Raw genomic sequence first — 16,098 nt, forward strand, 5'->3', positions numbered from 1 at the left:
CGGACTCAACTCGAGTGGACGTCCTCGTCCAGCGGCTTCGAAAGGACTGCACATGGCCAACATGCGTGGCGCGAGCGCGCCGGAGGAGTCCGGCAGCGCCCTGCAGCGGTACGGCATCAACCTCACCGAGATCGCGCGGGCCGGCAAGCTCGACCCGGTGATCGGCCGCGACTCCGAGATCCGCCGGGTCAGCCAGGTGCTGACGCGGCGCACGAAGAACAACCCGGTGCTCATCGGCGAGCCGGGCGTCGGCAAGACCGCCGTCGTCGAGGGGCTGGCGCAGCGCATCGTCGCCGGCGACGTCGCCGACAGCCTGAAGGACAAGCAGCTCGTGTCGCTCGACCTCGCCGCGCTCGTCGCGGGCGCGAAGTACCGGGGCGAGTTCGAGGAGCGGTTGAAGGCCGTCCTCAAGGAGATCAACGACTCCGACGGCCGCATCATCACCTTCATCGACGAGCTGCACACCCTCATGGGCGCGGGTGGCGGCGAGGGCAGCGTCGCGGCGTCGAACATGCTGAAGCCCATGCTCGCCCGCGGCGAGCTGCGGATGATCGGGGCGACGACCCTCGATGAGTACCGGCAGCACATCGAGAAGGACGCCGCGCTCGAGCGCCGCTTCCAGCAGGTGTTCGTCGGCGAGCCGTCCGTCGAGGACACCGTCGCGATCCTGCGCGGCCTCAAGGAGCGCTACGAGGCGCACCACAAGGTCGCGATCGCCGACTCGGCCCTCGTGGCCGCGGCGGCGCTGTCGAACCGCTACATCCCCGCGCGGCAGCTGCCGGACAAGGCGATCGACCTCATCGACGAGGCGGCGAGCCGGCTCCGCATGGAGATCGACTCGGCGCCGATGGAGATCGACGAGCTGCGCCGTGCCGTCGACCGGCTGCGGCTCGAGGAGCTCGCGCTGAAGCGCGAGAAGGACGAGGCGTCGAAGGATCGGCTGCAGAAGCTGCGCGACGACCTCGCTTCACGTGAAGCGGTGCTCCGCGACCTCGAGGCGCGGTGGGAGCGCGAGCGCGCCGACCTCAACCGCGTCGGCAACCTCAAGGAGAAGGTCGACGCGCTGCGCATGCGCGCCGAGCGCGCCGCCCGCGAGGGCAACCTCGAGGAGGCGTCCCGCCTGCTCTACGGCGAGATCCCGGCGATCGAGCGCGAGCTCGCCGCGGCCGAGCAGGCCGAGGAGCACACCGACGAGCCGCGCATGGTGAACGACCAGGTCACCGACGAGGACATCGCCGCGGTGGTCGCGCAGTGGACCGGCATCCCCGTCGGCCGTCTGATGCAGGGCGAGACGCAGAAGCTGCTGCGCCTCGAGACCGAGCTCGGGCGGCGCCTCATCGGGCAGCGCGCGGCGGTCCGGGCCGTCGCGGACGCGGTGCGGCGCACGCGGGCCGGCATCGCGGACGGCGCTCGCCCGACGGGATCGTTCCTGTTCCTCGGCCCGACCGGTGTCGGCAAGACCGAGCTCGCCCGGGCGCTCGCCGAGTTCCTCTTCGACGACGAGCACGCGATGGTGCGCATCGACATGAGCGAGTACGGCGAGAAGTTCTCCGTCTCGCGGCTCGTCGGCGCCCCTCCCGGGTACGTCGGCTACGAGCAGGGCGGCCAGCTCACCGAGGCGGTGCGGCGGCGGCCCTACTCGGTGGTGCTGCTCGACGAGGTCGAGAAGGCGCACCCCGAGGTGTTCGACATCCTGCTGCAGGTGCTCGACGACGGCCGGCTCACCGATGGTCAGGGCCGCACGGTCGACTTCCGCAACACGATCCTCATCCTCACGTCGAACCTCGGCAGCCAGTACCTGATCGACCCGACGCTCAGCCAGGAGCAGAAGGAGGACGCCGTGCAGACGCTCGTCCGGCAGGTGTTCAAGCCCGAGTTCGTGAACCGGCTCGACGACATCGTCGTGTTCCAGACCCTGTCGGAGACCGAGCTCGGCGAGATCGTCGAGCTGTACATCGACCGCCTCGGGCGGCGGCTGGCCGACCGGCGGCTCGAGCTCGCGGTCACCCCCGCCGCTCGGCGGTGGCTCGCGGAGCGCGGCTACGACCCGAACTACGGCGCCCGGCCCTTGCGCCGGCTGATGCAGCGCGAGATCGACGACCGGCTCGCGCGGGCGCTGCTCGCGGGCGACGTCCGGGACGGCGACACCGTGCGGGTCGACGTCGCGCCGGTCGGCGACGCGCTCGTGGTGGGCCGCTTCGAGGTGCCGGTCGGCTGACCCGCGGACGGAAGAAGGGGCCCGGGAGCGCTGCTCCCGGGCCCCTTCTCGGTCTCTGACGCGGATCCGGATTTCTTGCCCCGTTCCGGATCTCTCGTGGGACACGCCGCCTCCGAGCGGGCCGGAGACGGCGTGTCGAGCGGTTCTTCCGGATCCGCGAGGAAAATCCGGATCCGCGACAGGGCGGTCAGTCGCGGACGAGGACGAGCTCCGACAGCGGCAGGCGCGTGCGCGGCGCGCTCTCGCGGTCGCGGTAGCGCTCGGGCAGACGGTCGGCGGAGGCGGCGCGCCCGATGGCCGTCACGGTGACGGGGACCGCCTCGTCGGGCAGGTCGAAGGCGAGGGCGAGCGCCTCGGGGTCGAAGCCGCCCATCTGGTGCACGTGCAGGCCGAGCGCGTGGGCCTGCACCGTGAGGTGCGCGATCGCCTGACCCGCGTCGTAGTCCGCCCAGCGGAACGGCTTGCCCTCGGGCGACGTCGTCAGCGCGATCGTGACGACGAGGAGCGACGCGTCGACCGCCCAGGGGCGGTTGCCCTCGGCGAGCGAGTCGGTGATCGCCTGGAACGCCTCGCTGCCGCGTCGGGCGACGACGAAGCGGCGGGCCTGGAGGTTCGCCGCGGAGGGCGCCCAGCGGGCCGCCTCGAGCAGGGCGGCGACGGTCTCCTCGTCGGCCTCGTACGCCGGGTCGAAGGAGCGCGGCGACCAGCGGTCGGCGAGCAGGTCGTGGAGCGGGGCCGAGGTCTCGGCGCGGCGGTCGTCGGTGAGGAGCGTCATGCGGCGCGTGCCCTTCCTGTGGAGTGCGGATGGTCGACGCGCCCTTGCGTCCGATGATGCGAACGCATCCATCCTGCCCCGTGTTCCCAGGGCGGTCGGGATCCTCGAGGGAGGGGGTCCTAGGCTTCCAGGCCGTGCAGGCGACGCTGATCCACGCCCCCGGCGACATCCGGTTCGAGACCGTGCCCGACCCCGAGCTCTCGACGGGCGGTGACGCGATCGTCCGCGTCGTCGCCGCATGCGTCTGCGGCTCAGACCTGTGGCCCTACCGCGGCGTCACCCCGACCCGGGAGCCCCACCGCATCGGTCACGAGTTCATCGGCGTCGTCGAGGCCGTCGGGAACGACGTGACGCGCATCCGGCCCGGCGACTTCGTCATCGCGCCCTTCTACGACTGCGACATGACCTGCGCCAACTGCCGCAACGGCGTCAGCACGTCCTGCCTGCACGGCGGATGGTGGGGTGCGCAGGATCGCCTCGGGGGCTTCGCCGACGGCGGCCAGGGCGAGCTCGTCCGCGTGCCGCACGCCGACGGCACGCTCGTCGCGGTGCCCGGCGGCCAGCCCGCCCCCGAGCTGATCCCCTCGCTGCTCACGCTCTCCGACGTGATGGGCACCGGTCACCACGCCGCGCGCGCCGCCCGCGTCACCGCGGGCACCACGGTCGCGGTCGTCGGCGACGGCGCCGTGGGGCTCTGCGCGGTGCTCGCCGCCAAGCGGCTCGGGGCGGCCCGCATCGTCGCCATGTCGCGGCACGCCTCGCGCCAGGCGCTCGCGACCGAGTTCGGGGCGACCGACATCGTCGCCGAGCGCGGCGACGAGGGCATCTCCCGCATCAAGGACCTCTTCGACGGCATCGGCCCCGACGCCGTGCTCGAGTGCGTCGGCACGAAGGAGTCGATGGACCAGGCGATCCGCTCGGTGCGGCCCGGCGGCGTGGTCGGCTACGTGGGCGTGCCGAACGGGGGCGCCGAGCTGCCGATCCGCACGATGTTCGGCTCGAACGTCGGTGTCGCAGGTGGCGTGGCCCCGGTACGGGGCTACATCGAGGAGCTGCTGCCCGAGGTGCTCGACGGGCGGCTGCAGCCCGGCAAGGTCTTCGACCTCGAGCTGCCGCTCTCCGACGTGGCCGAGGCCTACGCCGCGATGGACGAGCGCCGCGCGATCAAGGTGCTGCTCCGGCCCTGACCCGGCCGCTGCCCCGCCCCCGTTCAACCGGCTGAACGGGGGCTCTCGCCCGAGGCGCCCGCTGCCCTACTCTGACGCCGCACCGACGGAGCGGAGAGGCGGGGGCGTGCGGGTCTGGGACGAGATCGTGGAGCGCGCACGCCTGTACCCGTCGCCGCACAACTCGCAGCCGATCAAGCTCCGGCCCCTCGACGACACGAGCGCCGCGCTCTACTACGACCTCGACCTCGGGCTGCCGGCGGAGTCGTTCGGGATCCCCTTCGCGCACGTGTGCGCCGGGGTCTTCCTCGAGTCGCTCGCCGTAGTCGCCGCTGGGCTCGGTTCCACGGTGGTCGAGTCGCTCGACACCCGCCCGATGGACTTCGGCAGCACCGACCGGCTGCACCCGCTCGGCGTCGTCCGGCTCGAGCCCAGAACGGTGTCGCCGGAGGACGAGGAGCGGCTGCGCGTGTTCCTCGCGCGGCGCACGTCGAGGCGGCCGTACGAGGACCGGCTCGTGCCCGAGCACGTGCTCGCACCGCTCACCGCGCTCGCCGCCGCGGCCGGTCACGACTTCCGCACGACCTCGGATCCCGCGATCGTGCGCCGGGTCGTCCGCGTCAACCAGGCGACGCTCTTCTCGGACCTCGAGAACGACGCCGTCTACGACGAGATCATGACCTGGCTGCGGTTCAGCCGCCGCGAGGCGGCCGAACGGGCCGACGGGCTCTCCGCCGAGGCGATGCTGATGCCCGGTCCGCTGCTCCGCTTCGCGATGGGGCACCGGGGCCTCTGGCACGCGCCGGTCGTCGGGGCCGGCATCCGGACCATGTACCTGAACACGATGCGCGGCGTGCGGCAGCTCGGCTGGCTCGAAGGGCCGTTCGGCGCCCCCGCCGACCACATCGAGGCGGGCCGCACGTTCATGCGGCTCTGGCTCGCGCTCGCCGCCGCCGACGTGCACCTGCATCCGTTCGGCACCGTCATCACCAACCCCGGCTCGCACCGCGTCTTCGCCGACGCCGTCTCGGCCGACGAGGGCGGCGACCGGATGGCCTGGATGCTCTTCCGCTTCGGCTACAGCAGCCCGCCGCCCGTCGCGCACCGCCGTCCGGCGGCCGCCATGCTCCTCCCGGCATCAGCATGAGGCGCGCGCTCGCGTTCGCGCTCGTGACCGCGGTCGACGCCGTCGTGCGGCCCCTCACGGTCAGCGTCCACACGCACAAGGTCCTCCTCGGGCCGGGCATCGAGCCGCTGCGCTGGTGGCTCGGCCAGCTGCGTGCGTGGCACACGTTCGAGCTCGCCGCGCGGCGGGTGCCCGCCTACCGCGCGTTCCTCCGCGAGCGGGGGGTGCCGCGACGCCTGCGCGTCGAGGGCTCGGTGCGCGAGGCGTTCGCCGCGCTGCCCGAGATGGACAAGGACTCGTACATCAAGCGCTGGAGCATCCCCGAGCGCAGCACCGGCGGGCGGCTCCCCCGGCGCGGCGTCGTCGTCGACGAGTCGTCCGGCAGCTCGGGGACGCCGACCAGCTGGGTCCGCGGACGCCACGAGCGCTCGGCGACCCGGCACCTGCTGCAGGTCGGCTTCGCCCGCACCGCGTCACGGCTGCCGAAGCAGCCGTTCGTGCTGAACGCCTTCTCGCTCGGCGCATGGGCGACCGGGATGAACGTCACCTCGTCGCTCACCGAGGTGACGATGATCAAGTCGATCGGCCCGGACCGCGACAAGATCATCCGCACGATGCAGGAGTTCGGCACCGGCTACACGTACATCATCATCAGCTACCCGCCGTTCCTGAAGGCGCTGTTCGACGACGACCGCCTGGACTGGCGGGACTACGACATCGTCGCCGCGTTCGGCGGCGAGGGCATCAGCGAGACGATGCGCTCGCACATCCTCAGGTACGCCCACACCGCCTTCGGCTCCTACGGCGCCTCCGACCTCGAGATCAACCTCGGCATCGAGACGGAGTACACAGTGGCGCTCCGCCGGGCGATCGCCGACGACCCGCGGCTCGCCGCGCGCATCACGAAGCAGGCCGAGTACGGCGTGCTGCCGATGATCTTCCAGTTCAACCCGTTCGACTACCTCGTCGAGACGAACGCCTCCGGCGAGCTCGTCGTCACCATCGTGCGGAACCAGAACATCAACCCGCGGATCCGGTACAACATCCATGACCGCGGGCACGTGATGCGCATCCGCGAGCTCACGCCGATCCTCGAGGAGCTCGGGCACCGCGAGGTGATCGAGGAGCAGTTCCTCGACCTGCCGCTGCTGCTCCACTACGGCCGGTCCGACATGTCGATCGACTACAACGGTGCGGTCATCGGCCCGGACGCGCTCCGCGACGTGGTCTACAGCGAGCCGGCGCTGCTCGAGGCCGTCGAGAACCACCGCCTCATCAGCTTCGAGGACGAGCGCGGCGACCGGCAGCTGCACATCGCCCTGCAGCTCACGGCGGCGGCGACCGCCGGCCCCGCGCTCGACACCGAGGCGCTGTCGGCCCACGTGCTCGCCGACCTGCGGCGGCGCAACGGCGACTTCGACAACGCCATCAAGACGGCCCCCGACGGCACGCTGCCGAGCATCGCCTTCTACGGCTACCGCACCGGCCCGTTCCGCGGCGACGGCGCGAAGCTGAAGAACGAGTACGTCTGGCAGCTGCCCGCCGACGCGGTCGAAGAGTGGGGGCTCGACCGCTCGCACCTGGCGCCGCGCCGGCAGGCCTGACCCGGCTCCCGGGCGGGAGCAGCGCGGCACCCTCCCTAGGCTTGCGGCGTGGAGATCCGCTCGGGCGAGGCCGGCAGCGGCATCCGGCACATCGCCGCCCTCGGCGCCTCGTTCGCGTCGGGTCCGGGCATCCGGCCGATGGCCGTGCGCTCCGCGGGCCGCTCGCGGGTGAACTACCCGTCGCTGCTCGCGGCGCGGCTCGGCGCGCGGCTCACCGACCTCACCGTCTCGGGCGCGACGACCGCGACCGTCCTCGACATCCCGCAGCGTCGGCTGCTGCGGCGCTTCCCGCCGCAGATCCGCGGGCTGCCCGCCGACGCCGACCTCGTCACCGTCACGGCGGGAGGCAACGACCTCGACTACATCGGCAGCATGACGCGCCACGCGATCGCCGCACGGCTCGCGGTGTCGCCGGTCACGCGTCCCGCGTCCCGACGGCTCCGCGGCTCAGGCGTTCCGGTCCCGACCACGGCCGACGTCGAGCGCACGGCCGACGCGCTCGCCCGCATCGTCGACGAGGTGCGCCGCCGCGCCACCGCGGCCCGGATCGTGCTCGTCGACTACCTCCCCGTGCTCGGGCCGGAGACCAAGCCGACGCCCGACGCCCCCTTCTCGCCCGACCAGATCGCCGCGTTCCGCGCGCTCGCCCACCGGATCGCCGAGGCGTTCGCCCGTGCCGCCGAACGGACCGGCGCCGACCTGCTCGCGGTCTCGGCCGAGGAGGGCCACGCGCTCGGCAGCGCGGAGCCCTGGGTGACCGGCGCGCACGGCCGGCCGCCGTTCCACCCGAACGCGGCGGGCATGCGCGCCGTCGCCGACCGGCTCGAGCGGCTGCTCGCGGTCTGAGCTCAGATCGGCGACGCCTCGCGATCGGTGTCCGTGTGCCAGATCGCGGGCAGCAGCAGCGTCACGCCGGTCACGGCCGCGGTGCAGAGCAGGCCGCCGAGGGCGATCGCCGGGCGGATCCCCGTCAGCTGGGCCATGAGCCCGGCGCGGGCGTTGCCGAGCGTCGGGCCGGTCGTGTACGAGAGCAGCTCGATGCCCGCGAGGCGACCGCGGAGGGCGTCGGGCACGGTGCGGTTCCACACGGCGCCGCGGAAGACGCCCGAGACCCCGTCCGCGGCCCCGGCGAGCAGGAGGCAGAGCAGCACGAGCCAGAGCGAGGGCGCGATCCCCGCGAGCGCGATCGCGGCGCCCCAGCCGGCGGCGGCGAGCACGATCGCCCGGCCCTGCCGGCGCACGCGACTCATCCAGCCGCCCGTCGCGGTGACGAGCAGGCTGCCGACCGCGCCGGCGGAGTAGAGCAGGCCCAGCGCGCCGGGCGCGTGCAGCTCATCGGCGAGGAAGGGGAAGAGCGCCTCGGGCATCGCGAACGCCATCGCGGCGATGTCGACGAGGTAGGTGCCGAGGAGGTCGCGACGCGACAGGGCGTACCGGAGCCCCGCGGCGATCGAGCCGAGTGAGACGCGCTCCGCGCCCTCCACGACCCGCATCGGTGCGACCCGGACGAGCAGGGCGAGCGACGCGGCGAAGCTCGCGACGTCGACCAGGTAGGCAGCCGGCAGGCTCGCCGCGGCGAGCACGCCCCCGATCGCGGGCCCGAGGATCATCCCGGCGGTGCCCTGCAGGCCGATCAGGGTCGCGGCCGCGGCCTGCTGCTCGGCGGGCACGAGCCGCGCGAGCATCGCCTCCGCGCTCGGCCGCTGCAGGGCGGAGGCGCCCGCGGCGCCCGCGGCCGCGACGTAGACGAGGGCGACCGTCGGGTGCGGCAGCAGCGCGTTGCCCGCGAGCAGCAGCGAGCACACGAGGGCCGCGACCTCGGTGAGCAGCAGGACGCGACGGCGGTCGAGCGCATCGGCGATCGCGCCGCCCCAGAGCCCGAGCACGACCGTGGGGACGAGCTCGGCCGCGCCGAGCAGGCCGACCGCGAGGGCCGAGCCCGTCAGCTCCTTCAGCTGCAGGGGTGCCGCGACGGCGGTCACCATCGAGCCGAAGAGGCTCACGGCGCTCGCCGTGTAGAGCAGGCGGTAGTCGCGGGAGGCCTTCAGGGGCGTGAGGTCGGGCCGGAGCGCCGCGAGGAGGCCCCGCAGGCGGCTCACAACGACAGCAGCAGCTGCACGTGACTCGCCTGGAGCGCGACCGTCCCGAACGCGTACACGCAGTAGAGCCCGAGCACGATGCCGAGCAGGGTCTCCCGGACCGAGCCGGCGTGCCCGAGCACCGGCACGGAGATGTAGCCGTTGCGCTTCCACACGTCGCGGAGCAGCGGCGTCGCGTCCCAGGCGCGCGGGGGCTTCGGCTGGATCGGCCAGAGGGGGTTCGGCACGCCCTCCACGGTGAGCAGGTCGCCCGCGATGTGCGTGACGAAGCCGAGGCCCACCGCGACGGGGAACCAGACGGCGGTGTCCGGGGAGAGCATCAGCACCGCGACGGCCGCGGCCAGGCCGAGCAGCCACGCGGTCGCCCAGCGCTTCACGAGGCCGCGGGCCTTCAGCGCGAAGCAGATGAGGGCCACGGTGGCGATCGCCGGGCCGACCGGCACGCGCCCGAGCACCGGGACGACCGTCGTGAACCGGCCCACCAGCACGGCGAGGGCCGTCACGAGCGCGCCTGCGGCGAGCGTGTGGGCGCCGTGGCGGTGGCCGCCGCTCGCGGTCTCGACCGCCTCCGCGGCGAGCCGGCCGAGCACGGGGACCGAGTGGGCGATCGTGCCGCTGTGGTGGTCGGCGTCGGGCAGCAGGGCGGCGCCCGCGCAGACGAACGCGCCGACGAGCACCCCCGCGGGGTCGAGCGGGAACAGGTCGGTGCCGAGCACGGGCAGGGTCGCGGTCGCCGCGAACCACACCGCCGCGCCGCTCGTGGCGTGGTTGATGCCCATCACGGGCAGCATCGTGGATGACGCGCTGCCCCGGACGGGGGTCGGCGCGCCGAGGTCGCTCCGCTCAGCGGTGCAGCGACTCCCGCACGGCGTCCACGAAGGCGTCGACGTCCTGCTCGGTCGTGTCGAAGGCGCACATCCAGCGCACCTGCCGCTTCGCGCGGTCCCAGTCGTAGAAGCGGTAGCGCTCGCGCACCCGGTCGGCCGCGTCGAGGTCGAGCTCCGCGAACACCGCGTTCGCCTGCGTGGGGTGGCTGAACGAGACGCCCTCGATGCGCTCGAGGCCGGCCCGCAGCCGCTGCGCCATCGCGTTGGCGCGAGCGGCGGTGCGCACCCCGAGGTCGTCCTCGAACAGCGCGAGCAGCTGCGCGCTCGCGAAGCGCATCTTGCTCGACAGCTGCATCGAGAGCTTGCGGAGGTAGACGAGCCCGTCGACCCGGGACGGGTCGAGCACCACGATCGCCTCGGCACCGAGGAGACCGTTCTTCGTGCCGCCGAGGCTCAGCACGTCGACACCCGCATCGGTGATGAAGGACTTGAGCGGCAGGCCGAGCGAGGCCGCCGCGTTCCAGATGCGTGCCCCGTCCATGTGCACGGCCATGTGGCGCTCGTGCGCGAAGTCGGCGACCGCGCGCACCTCGTCGGGCGTGTAGACCGTGCCGAGCTCGCTGCTCTGCGTGATCGAGACGGCGAGGGGCTGCGCTCGGTGCTCGTCACCCCAGCCCCACGCCTCGGTCTCGATGGCCTCCGGCGTCAGCTTGCCGTCGACCTGCGGCACCACGAGCAGCTTGAGCCCGCTCACCCGCTCGGGTGCCCCGGCCTCGTCGGTGTGGATGTGAGCGGTGCCCGTGGCGATCACCGCGCCCCAGCGCGGCATCAGCGACGTGAGCGCGACGACGTTCGCGCCGGTGCCGTTGAACACGGGGAACACCTGCGCCTGCTCGCCCAGCTCGCGTCGGACGACCTCGCCGAGGCGCGCCGTGTACACGTCCTCGCCGTAGGCGATCTGGTGGCCGCCGTTCGCGTCGGCGACCGCCTCGAGCACCTCGGGCAGGACGCCGGCGTAGTTGTCGGAGGCGAAGGTGCGGGCGTTCGGGTCGTGCAGTCTCACCGGTCCATCCTTCCGGACGGCGGGCGCGCCCCGGACCGCGCGCCGCTGCTCGCCCGCTCCCTGATCCTGTTCATCCCCCGTTCACCCGCCGTTCATCTTCGTTACGCTGCGGCGATGATGCTGCAGGCGGTGCTCGAGGTGGTGCTGAAGGCGATCGCGGGCGGCGTGCTGGTGGTGGTCTTCGCGCTGCTCGCCGAGGGCCTCGCGCCGAAGCGCTTCGCCGGCGTGCTCGCCGCAGCACCGTCGATCGCGCTCGCGAGCCTCGTGGTCACCCTGCTGATGAAGGACGCGTTCGACGCCCGCTCCGCGAGCGCCGGCATGGTCGCGGGCGCGCTCGGCTTCGTCGCCTACGGCCTGCTCGCACCGGTGCTCATGGGCCGCATCGGCTCGATCAAGGGGGCCGCGGTCGCGCTGCTCGGCTGGGCAGCGGTCGCCGCGGTCGCGTTCGCCGTGATCGCGCCGGCCTCCGCGGGACGGTTCGCCGTCGCGGCAGCCGGGCACCGGCAGCAGGAGCGCGAGCGGCCGCACCTCGAGCTGAAGCCGCACAAGATCCTCGAGGCGAAGCCCCGCGACTGGGCGATCCGCTTCGCGTTCGGCGCGGGCACGTCGACGATCGCCGGGATCGTCTCGGCGGCGGCTGGTCCCATGCCGGGAGGCGTGTTCCTCGCCTTCCCCGCGATCCTGCTCGCGAGCCTCACCCTCGTGAAGCAGGAGGACGGTGCCGCCCGCGCCCGCGACGACGCCAGGGGCGCCGCCTTCGGGGCCGTCGGGCTGCTCGCGTTCGCGCTCGTCGGCACGACCCTGTTCGTCGCGCTGCCGTGGCCGCTCGTGCTGCTGCTCGCAGCCGTCGCCTGGGCGGTCGTGGCGCTCGCGGCGTACGGCCTCGCCTGGCTCGCGGGCTTCGGGGGCGACGAGCCGAAGGAGGCGGGGGAGACGCCCGCCTGAACACGGTCACACCGCGTGTAGGTGATCCGCCCTCGTGTAGGTGCAGAACGCGGTTCTGCACCTACACCCGGACGAAGTACCTACACGCGGTATCGGGACGACGCGGATCGGGTCAGGCGGTCTCGCCCGTGATGCCCGCCGTCGAGTCGATCGTCGGGCGCAGCTTCTTGCCGAGCGCCTCGTAGAACATGGACAGCGGGAACTCGTCGTCGAGCACGGCGTCGGTCATGCCCTTGGGGGCGCCGAGCAGCACCTCGTCGGGCAGGCCCCTCGCCCAGCGCGACGCCGGGTGCGGCGGCACGACCGAGCGGACGAGGTCGTAGGCCGCGAGCCAGTGCGCGATCTTCGGCCGGTCGATCGACGCCCAGTAGAGGGTGTTGATCTCGTCGGAGAGCGAGACCACGACATCGGGCACGCGCTCCCAGTCGAACGCGAGCTGCGTGTCGGTCCAGTGCAGCACGTCGTGCTGGTGGAGCCACGCGAAGAGCAGCTGCCCGCCGAGGCCGTCGTAGTTGCGCACCCGCCCGCCGGTGAGCGGGAAGCGGAACAGCCGGTCGAAGAGGATCGCCACCTGACCGAGCCGGGCGCGGTCGCGCGTGACCTCGTCGACCTCCTCGTCACGGGCGAGCCGCACGGCCTCGCGGTACGCGGTGAGGTCGCAGCGCAGCTCCTCGAGCGAGTACAGGAAGTACGGCATCCGCTGCTTGATCATGAACGGGTCGAACGGCAGGTCGCCCCGCATGTGCGTGCGGTCGTGGATGAGGTCCCAGAGCACGAAGGTCTCCTCGGTGAGCCGCTGGTCCTCGAGGAGTCGGCGGATCTCGTCGGTCGGCTCGAGCTTCGTGATGTCGACCGCGGCCTTCACGACGCGGCGGTAGCGGGCCGCCTCGCGGTCGGCGAAGATCGCGCCCCAGGTGAACGGGATGAGCTCCTTCATCGCGACGGTCTCGGGGAACAGCACGGCGGCGTTCGTGTCGTAGCCGCCCGTGAAGTCGACGAACCGGATCGGCACGAAGAGCGGGTTCGAGTACCGCTCGCGCTCGAGCCGGTCGACGAACTCGGGCCAGACCACATCGATGAGCACGGCCTCGAGCAGCCGGTCGGGGCTGCCGTTCTGGGTCGTCATCGGGAAGACCACGAGGTGCCGGAGGCCGTCGACGCGGTCGCGCTGCGGGTTGAACGCCGCGAGCGACCTGGCGAAGTCGGGGACGTCGAAGCCGCTCGCGGCCCAGTCGGCGAGGTCGACGTCGAGCGCCTCGAGGTAGGCCGTGTCGGCGGGGAACGCGGGGGCCAGCTCGCGCACGGCCTCGCGCACCCGCTCGATCAGCCGGCCGGCCTCGTCGCGGTCGGCGCCGTCGATGAGGGCGCCGTCACGCTGCTGCAGCGGGCGGAACGCCGTCACGGCCTCCTTCAGCGCGAGCCACGTGGGCGTGGTGGCACCGACCTCGGTGTGCGTGGTCTCGAGCAGCGACATGCGTCTCCAATCGTTCGCTTCGACGATATCCGGCGTCCGGCGCGGTTTTCCTGCACCCACCGAGCGCTCCCTTGCCCGTCACGCAAGGAACCTGCAGGGGGAACCGGGCGGGGGTCAGGCGACGACCGGCAGCGCGAGGTGCACGAGGCGGTCGCCGAGGAGCAGCACGACGGAGGCGACCGCCACGACGACCTGGCCGAGCGACGCGACGTGCACGCCCGCCTGCAGCAGCCCGTCGTCGCAGCGGCCGTCGCACGAGGCCGACAGCATGCCGTCGAACGCCCCGGGCGAAGCCGAGGACCGGGCACCGCACGACGAGCGTCACCATCAGCACCGGCGAGCACGTGCGCCAGCGCCGCCGCGGGCGGTCCGGCACCGTCGGCATGCCGGGACGGCAGCGGGCACCGCGGAAGGATGGGCGCCGTGCTGGGCGTGCTGACGGGGTTCGCGATCATCGCCGTCGTCATCGCCGCCGGCTACCTGCTCGGCCGCTCCGACGTGCTCGGGCCCTCGGCCCGCACGGTGCTCTCCCGCTTCGTCTTCTTCGCCGCCTCGCCCTGCCTGCTCTTCACGGTGCTCGCCAAGGCGGACCCGCACGTGCTCGTCTCGCCGCTGCTCGGGGTGTCGGCCGGCTCGGCGCTCACCGTGGTCGTCGTCACGGTGCTCGTCAGCCGTCTCGTCTGGCGCCGGCCCGTGGCCCAGACCACGGTGTCGGCGTTCGCCGCGGGCTACGTGAACGCGAACAACATCGGGCTGCCCGTGGCGATCTACGTGCTCGGGAACGCCGCGTACCCGGCGCCCGTCGTGCTGCTGCAGCTGCTCGTCTACGCCCCGACCGGGCTGCTGGTGCTCGAGCTCGCCCGCGGCGGCCGCGTGCCGTGGCGGACGGTGCTGCGCTCGTTCGGCAACCCGCTGCTGCTCGGCACCCTGCTCGGCGCGATCCTCGCGCTGACGCGGGTGCACCTGCCGCAGCCCGTGCTCGAGCCGTTCGTGCTGATCGGCGGCGCCGCGATCCCGCTGATGCTCATGGGCTTCGGGATGTCGCTGCACGGCCAGCGCGTGCTCGAGCCGGGCAGCGGGCGGCGCGACGTGCTGCTCGTCACCGCGCTGAAGCTGCTGGGCATGCCCGCGGCGGCATGGCTGCTCGGCACGTTCGTCCTGCCGCTCGACCAGCGCACCCTGCACGCGGCGGTCGTGCTCGCCGGCCTGCCGACCGCGCAGAACGTGCTCGTCTACGCGATGCGCTACGACCGCAGCGTGCTGATCGCCCGCGACACGGTGCTGCTCACGACGCTCGGGTCACTGCCGGTGCTGCTGCTCGTCGCCGTCCTCGTGCCGTCCTGAGCCGTCGCGGGCCGCGAGCTCGCGGCGGACGAACTCGACGATCCCGTCGGCAGCGGCCTCGACCTGCTGCAGGGTCGAGACGAACAGGTCGCGGCCGCCGTACCAGGGGTCCGCGACGTCGAGGTCGGACTCGTCGGCGACGGCGTCCGGGCCGCTCGTGGGGGGCGCCGACGGGTCGAACGAGCGCCACATGCGCACCCGGGCGGCCGTCGGGCCGTCGGCCGCCCGGGTGCGGAGCGTGCGGGCGTGGCGGGCGGTCATGGCGAGCAGCAGATCGCGGCAGCCGAGCTCGTCGGCCGTGATCCCGTGCGCCCGGTGCCGGGGCACCGGGTAGCCCGCCTCCCGCAGCACGCTCGCCGCGCGCGGGTCGATCGGGTTGCCGGACTCCTCGTCCGAGACGCCCGAGGAGTCGACCTCGACGCGGTCGCCGAGCCCCGCCGCCTCGAACCGGTCGCGGAGCACGACCTCGGCCATCGGCGACCGGCAGATGTTGCCGGTGCAGACGGTCATGACGCGGTACGGCTGCACAGGATCAGAAGATCATCGGTCGGTCGTCGTCGAGCGGGGAGTCCGCGTCGAGCTCGACGAGCACCGGCACGTGGTCGCTCGGTGCGTCGCCCTTGCGCTCGTTCCGCTCGATCGAGGCGCCCGTGACCGCGCCGGCGAAGGCGGGGGAGCCGAGCACGAAGTCGATCCGCATGCCCTCGTTCCTCGGGAAACGGAGCTGCTTGTAGTCCCAGTACGTGTAGCCCTTCGGCACGAGGGGCCGGACGACGTCGCGCAGGCCGAGCGCCTCGAAGGAGCGGAACGCCTCCCGCTCCGGCTCGGAGACGTGCGTGGCGCCGTCGAAGACCCGGATGTCCCAGACGTCCTCGTCGAGCGGCGCGATGTTCCAGTCGCCCATCAGGGCGAGCAGCGTCTGCGGCTCGGCCTCGAGGCGCCGCCGGGTGTCCTCCTGCAGCCGCGCCAGCCACTCGAGCTTGTAGTCGTAGTGCGGGTGCCCGAGCTCGCGGCCGTTCGGCACGTAGAGGCTCGACAGCCGCACGCCGTCACCGACGGTCACCGCGAGCGCCCGGGCCTCGATCGGCAGCGTGCCGTCGGGCAGGGGCTTGCCGAAGCCGGGGATGCCGGGGAAGTCACGCGTCACGTCCGCGAGGCCGATGCGGCTCGCGAACCCGACGCCGTTCCACTGGTTCAGCCCGTACGTCACGACCTCGTAGCCCGCCTGCTCGAAGGCCTCGTGCGGGAACTGGTCGTCCCGGCACTTGATCTCCTGCAGCGCGAGCACGTCGACGTCGGCCCGCTGCAGCCAGTCGACGACACGAGCGGTCCGGGCCCGGATCGAGTTCACGTTCCAGGTGGCGATGCGCACGAGTCGCGAGGCTAGCGAACGCGCACTGACCGGGGAGCCAGGAGGCTGACGGGCGCCCGCCGGCCGCGTCCGGCGTCGTCCGTAG

15 protein-coding genes are annotated in these 16,098 nt (G+C 73.1%); 7 read left to right on the forward strand and 8 right to left on the reverse strand.

What is annotated here, in order from left to right; genetic code table 11:
• The first annotated feature begins 52 nt into the window (after positions 1-52).
• Positions 53-2,218: an AAA family ATPase gene (locus QDR37_RS06970; RefSeq protein ID WP_279712891.1), complete on the forward strand. Its 2,166-nt coding sequence runs from the start codon at positions 53-55 to the stop codon at positions 2,216-2,218.
• Between the two features lie 187 nt (positions 2,219-2,405).
• Here the strand turns inward: QDR37_RS06970 and QDR37_RS06975 are convergent, their stop codons facing one another.
• Positions 2,406-2,993, reverse strand: coding sequence for a nitroreductase family protein (locus QDR37_RS06975; protein ID WP_279712892.1), 588 nt, complete (start codon positions 2,991-2,993; stop codon positions 2,406-2,408).
• A gap of 134 nt (positions 2,994-3,127) precedes the next feature.
• Between QDR37_RS06975 and QDR37_RS06980 the strand changes: the two genes are divergently transcribed.
• The 4 genes from QDR37_RS06980 to QDR37_RS06995 all read left to right on the forward strand — a co-directional run bounded on the left by QDR37_RS06980 (position 3,128) and on the right by QDR37_RS06995 (position 7,735).
• Positions 3,128-4,180, forward strand: a complete 1,053-nt coding sequence (locus QDR37_RS06980; RefSeq protein ID WP_279712893.1) for a zinc-dependent alcohol dehydrogenase family protein — start codon at positions 3,128-3,130, stop codon at positions 4,178-4,180.
• A gap of 106 nt (positions 4,181-4,286) precedes the next feature.
• A complete protein-coding gene (locus QDR37_RS06985) occupies positions 4,287-5,306 on the forward strand; it encodes a hypothetical protein (protein ID WP_279712894.1) in 1,020 nt (339 codons plus the stop codon).
• Positions 5,303-6,889: a CoF synthetase gene (locus QDR37_RS06990; RefSeq protein ID WP_279712895.1), complete on the forward strand. Its 1,587-nt coding sequence runs from the start codon at positions 5,303-5,305 to the stop codon at positions 6,887-6,889. Before QDR37_RS06985 ends, QDR37_RS06990 begins: the two co-directional genes overlap by 4 nt.
• 48 nt (positions 6,890-6,937) lie before the next feature.
• Positions 6,938-7,735: an SGNH/GDSL hydrolase family protein gene (locus QDR37_RS06995; RefSeq protein ID WP_279712896.1), complete on the forward strand. Its 798-nt coding sequence runs from the start codon at positions 6,938-6,940 to the stop codon at positions 7,733-7,735.
• A gap of 2 nt (positions 7,736-7,737) precedes the next feature.
• Here QDR37_RS06995 and QDR37_RS07000 read toward each other — a convergent pair whose 3' ends face one another.
• The 3 genes from QDR37_RS07000 to QDR37_RS07010 form a co-directional block, all read right to left on the reverse strand.
• On the reverse strand, positions 7,738-8,988 hold the full coding sequence (locus QDR37_RS07000) for an MFS transporter (protein ID WP_279712897.1): 1,251 nt from the start codon (positions 8,986-8,988) through the stop codon (positions 7,738-7,740).
• Positions 8,985-9,767 carry a metal-dependent hydrolase gene (locus QDR37_RS07005; RefSeq protein WP_279713580.1) on the reverse strand — a complete coding sequence of 261 codons (783 nt, stop codon included), beginning with the start codon at positions 9,765-9,767 and terminating at the stop codon, positions 8,985-8,987. Before QDR37_RS07005 ends, QDR37_RS07000 begins: the two co-directional genes overlap by 4 nt.
• A 64-nt stretch (positions 9,768-9,831) precedes the next feature.
• A complete protein-coding gene (locus tag QDR37_RS07010) occupies positions 9,832-10,878 on the reverse strand; it encodes a low specificity L-threonine aldolase (protein WP_279712898.1) in 1,047 nt (348 codons plus the stop codon).
• A gap of 114 nt (positions 10,879-10,992) precedes the next feature.
• Between QDR37_RS07010 and QDR37_RS07015 the strand changes: the two genes are divergently transcribed.
• Positions 10,993-11,823, forward strand: coding sequence for a DUF3147 family protein (locus QDR37_RS07015; protein ID WP_279712899.1), 831 nt, complete (start codon positions 10,993-10,995; stop codon positions 11,821-11,823).
• A gap of 112 nt (positions 11,824-11,935) precedes the next feature.
• On the opposite strand, the gene QDR37_RS07020 is transcribed toward QDR37_RS07015, so the two are convergent.
• Positions 11,936-13,297, reverse strand: a complete 1,362-nt coding sequence (locus QDR37_RS07020; protein WP_279712900.1) for a DUF6421 family protein — start codon at positions 13,295-13,297, stop codon at positions 11,936-11,938.
• Between the two features lie 114 nt (positions 13,298-13,411).
• Positions 13,412-13,567, reverse strand: coding sequence for a hypothetical protein (locus tag QDR37_RS07025; RefSeq protein WP_279712901.1), 156 nt, complete (start codon positions 13,565-13,567; stop codon positions 13,412-13,414).
• Between the two features lie 153 nt (positions 13,568-13,720).
• On the opposite strand from QDR37_RS07025, the gene QDR37_RS07030 reads away from it, so the two are divergent.
• Positions 13,721-14,641, forward strand: coding sequence for an AEC family transporter (locus QDR37_RS07030; RefSeq protein ID WP_279712902.1), 921 nt, complete (start codon positions 13,721-13,723; stop codon positions 14,639-14,641).
• On the opposite strand, the gene QDR37_RS07035 is transcribed toward QDR37_RS07030, so the two are convergent.
• Both QDR37_RS07035 and QDR37_RS07040 read right to left on the reverse strand, forming a co-directional pair.
• Entirely contained in the window at positions 14,597-15,151 is a 555-nt protein-coding gene (locus tag QDR37_RS07035; protein WP_279712903.1) for a low molecular weight phosphotyrosine protein phosphatase, read from the reverse strand. The two genes, QDR37_RS07030 and QDR37_RS07035, sit on opposite strands and share 45 nt — an antisense overlap.
• Before the next feature lie 22 nt (positions 15,152-15,173).
• A complete protein-coding gene (locus QDR37_RS07040) occupies positions 15,174-16,013 on the reverse strand; it encodes an exodeoxyribonuclease III (protein ID WP_279712904.1) in 840 nt (279 codons plus the stop codon).
• Positions 16,014-16,098: the final 85 nt, after the last annotated feature.

The organism is Amnibacterium sp. CER49 (assembly GCF_029846255.1).
Classification (GTDB): domain Bacteria; phylum Actinomycetota; class Actinomycetes; order Actinomycetales; family Microbacteriaceae; genus Amnibacterium.

Coding starts and splice junctions, on each gene's coding strand:
- QDR37_RS07035 (WP_279712903.1), bottom strand. CDS start 15,151: ATGACCGTCTGCACCGGCAACATCTGCCGGTCGCCGATGGCCGAGGTC.
- QDR37_RS07005 (WP_279713580.1), bottom strand. CDS start 9,767: ATGGGCATCAACCACGCCACGAGCGGCGCGGCGGTGTGGTTCGCGGCG.
- QDR37_RS07020 (WP_279712900.1), bottom strand. CDS start 13,297: ATGTCGCTGCTCGAGACCACGCACACCGAGGTCGGTGCCACCACGCCC.
- QDR37_RS06975 (WP_279712892.1), bottom strand. CDS start 2,993: ATGACGCTCCTCACCGACGACCGCCGCGCCGAGACCTCGGCCCCGCTC.
- QDR37_RS07015 (WP_279712899.1), top strand. CDS start 10,993: ATGATGCTGCAGGCGGTGCTCGAGGTGGTGCTGAAGGCGATCGCGGGC.
- QDR37_RS07025 (WP_279712901.1), bottom strand. CDS start 13,567: ATGCTGTCGGCCTCGTGCGACGGCCGCTGCGACGACGGGCTGCTGCAG.
- QDR37_RS06990 (WP_279712895.1), top strand. CDS start 5,303: ATGAGGCGCGCGCTCGCGTTCGCGCTCGTGACCGCGGTCGACGCCGTC.
- QDR37_RS06970 (WP_279712891.1), top strand. CDS start 53: ATGGCCAACATGCGTGGCGCGAGCGCGCCGGAGGAGTCCGGCAGCGCC.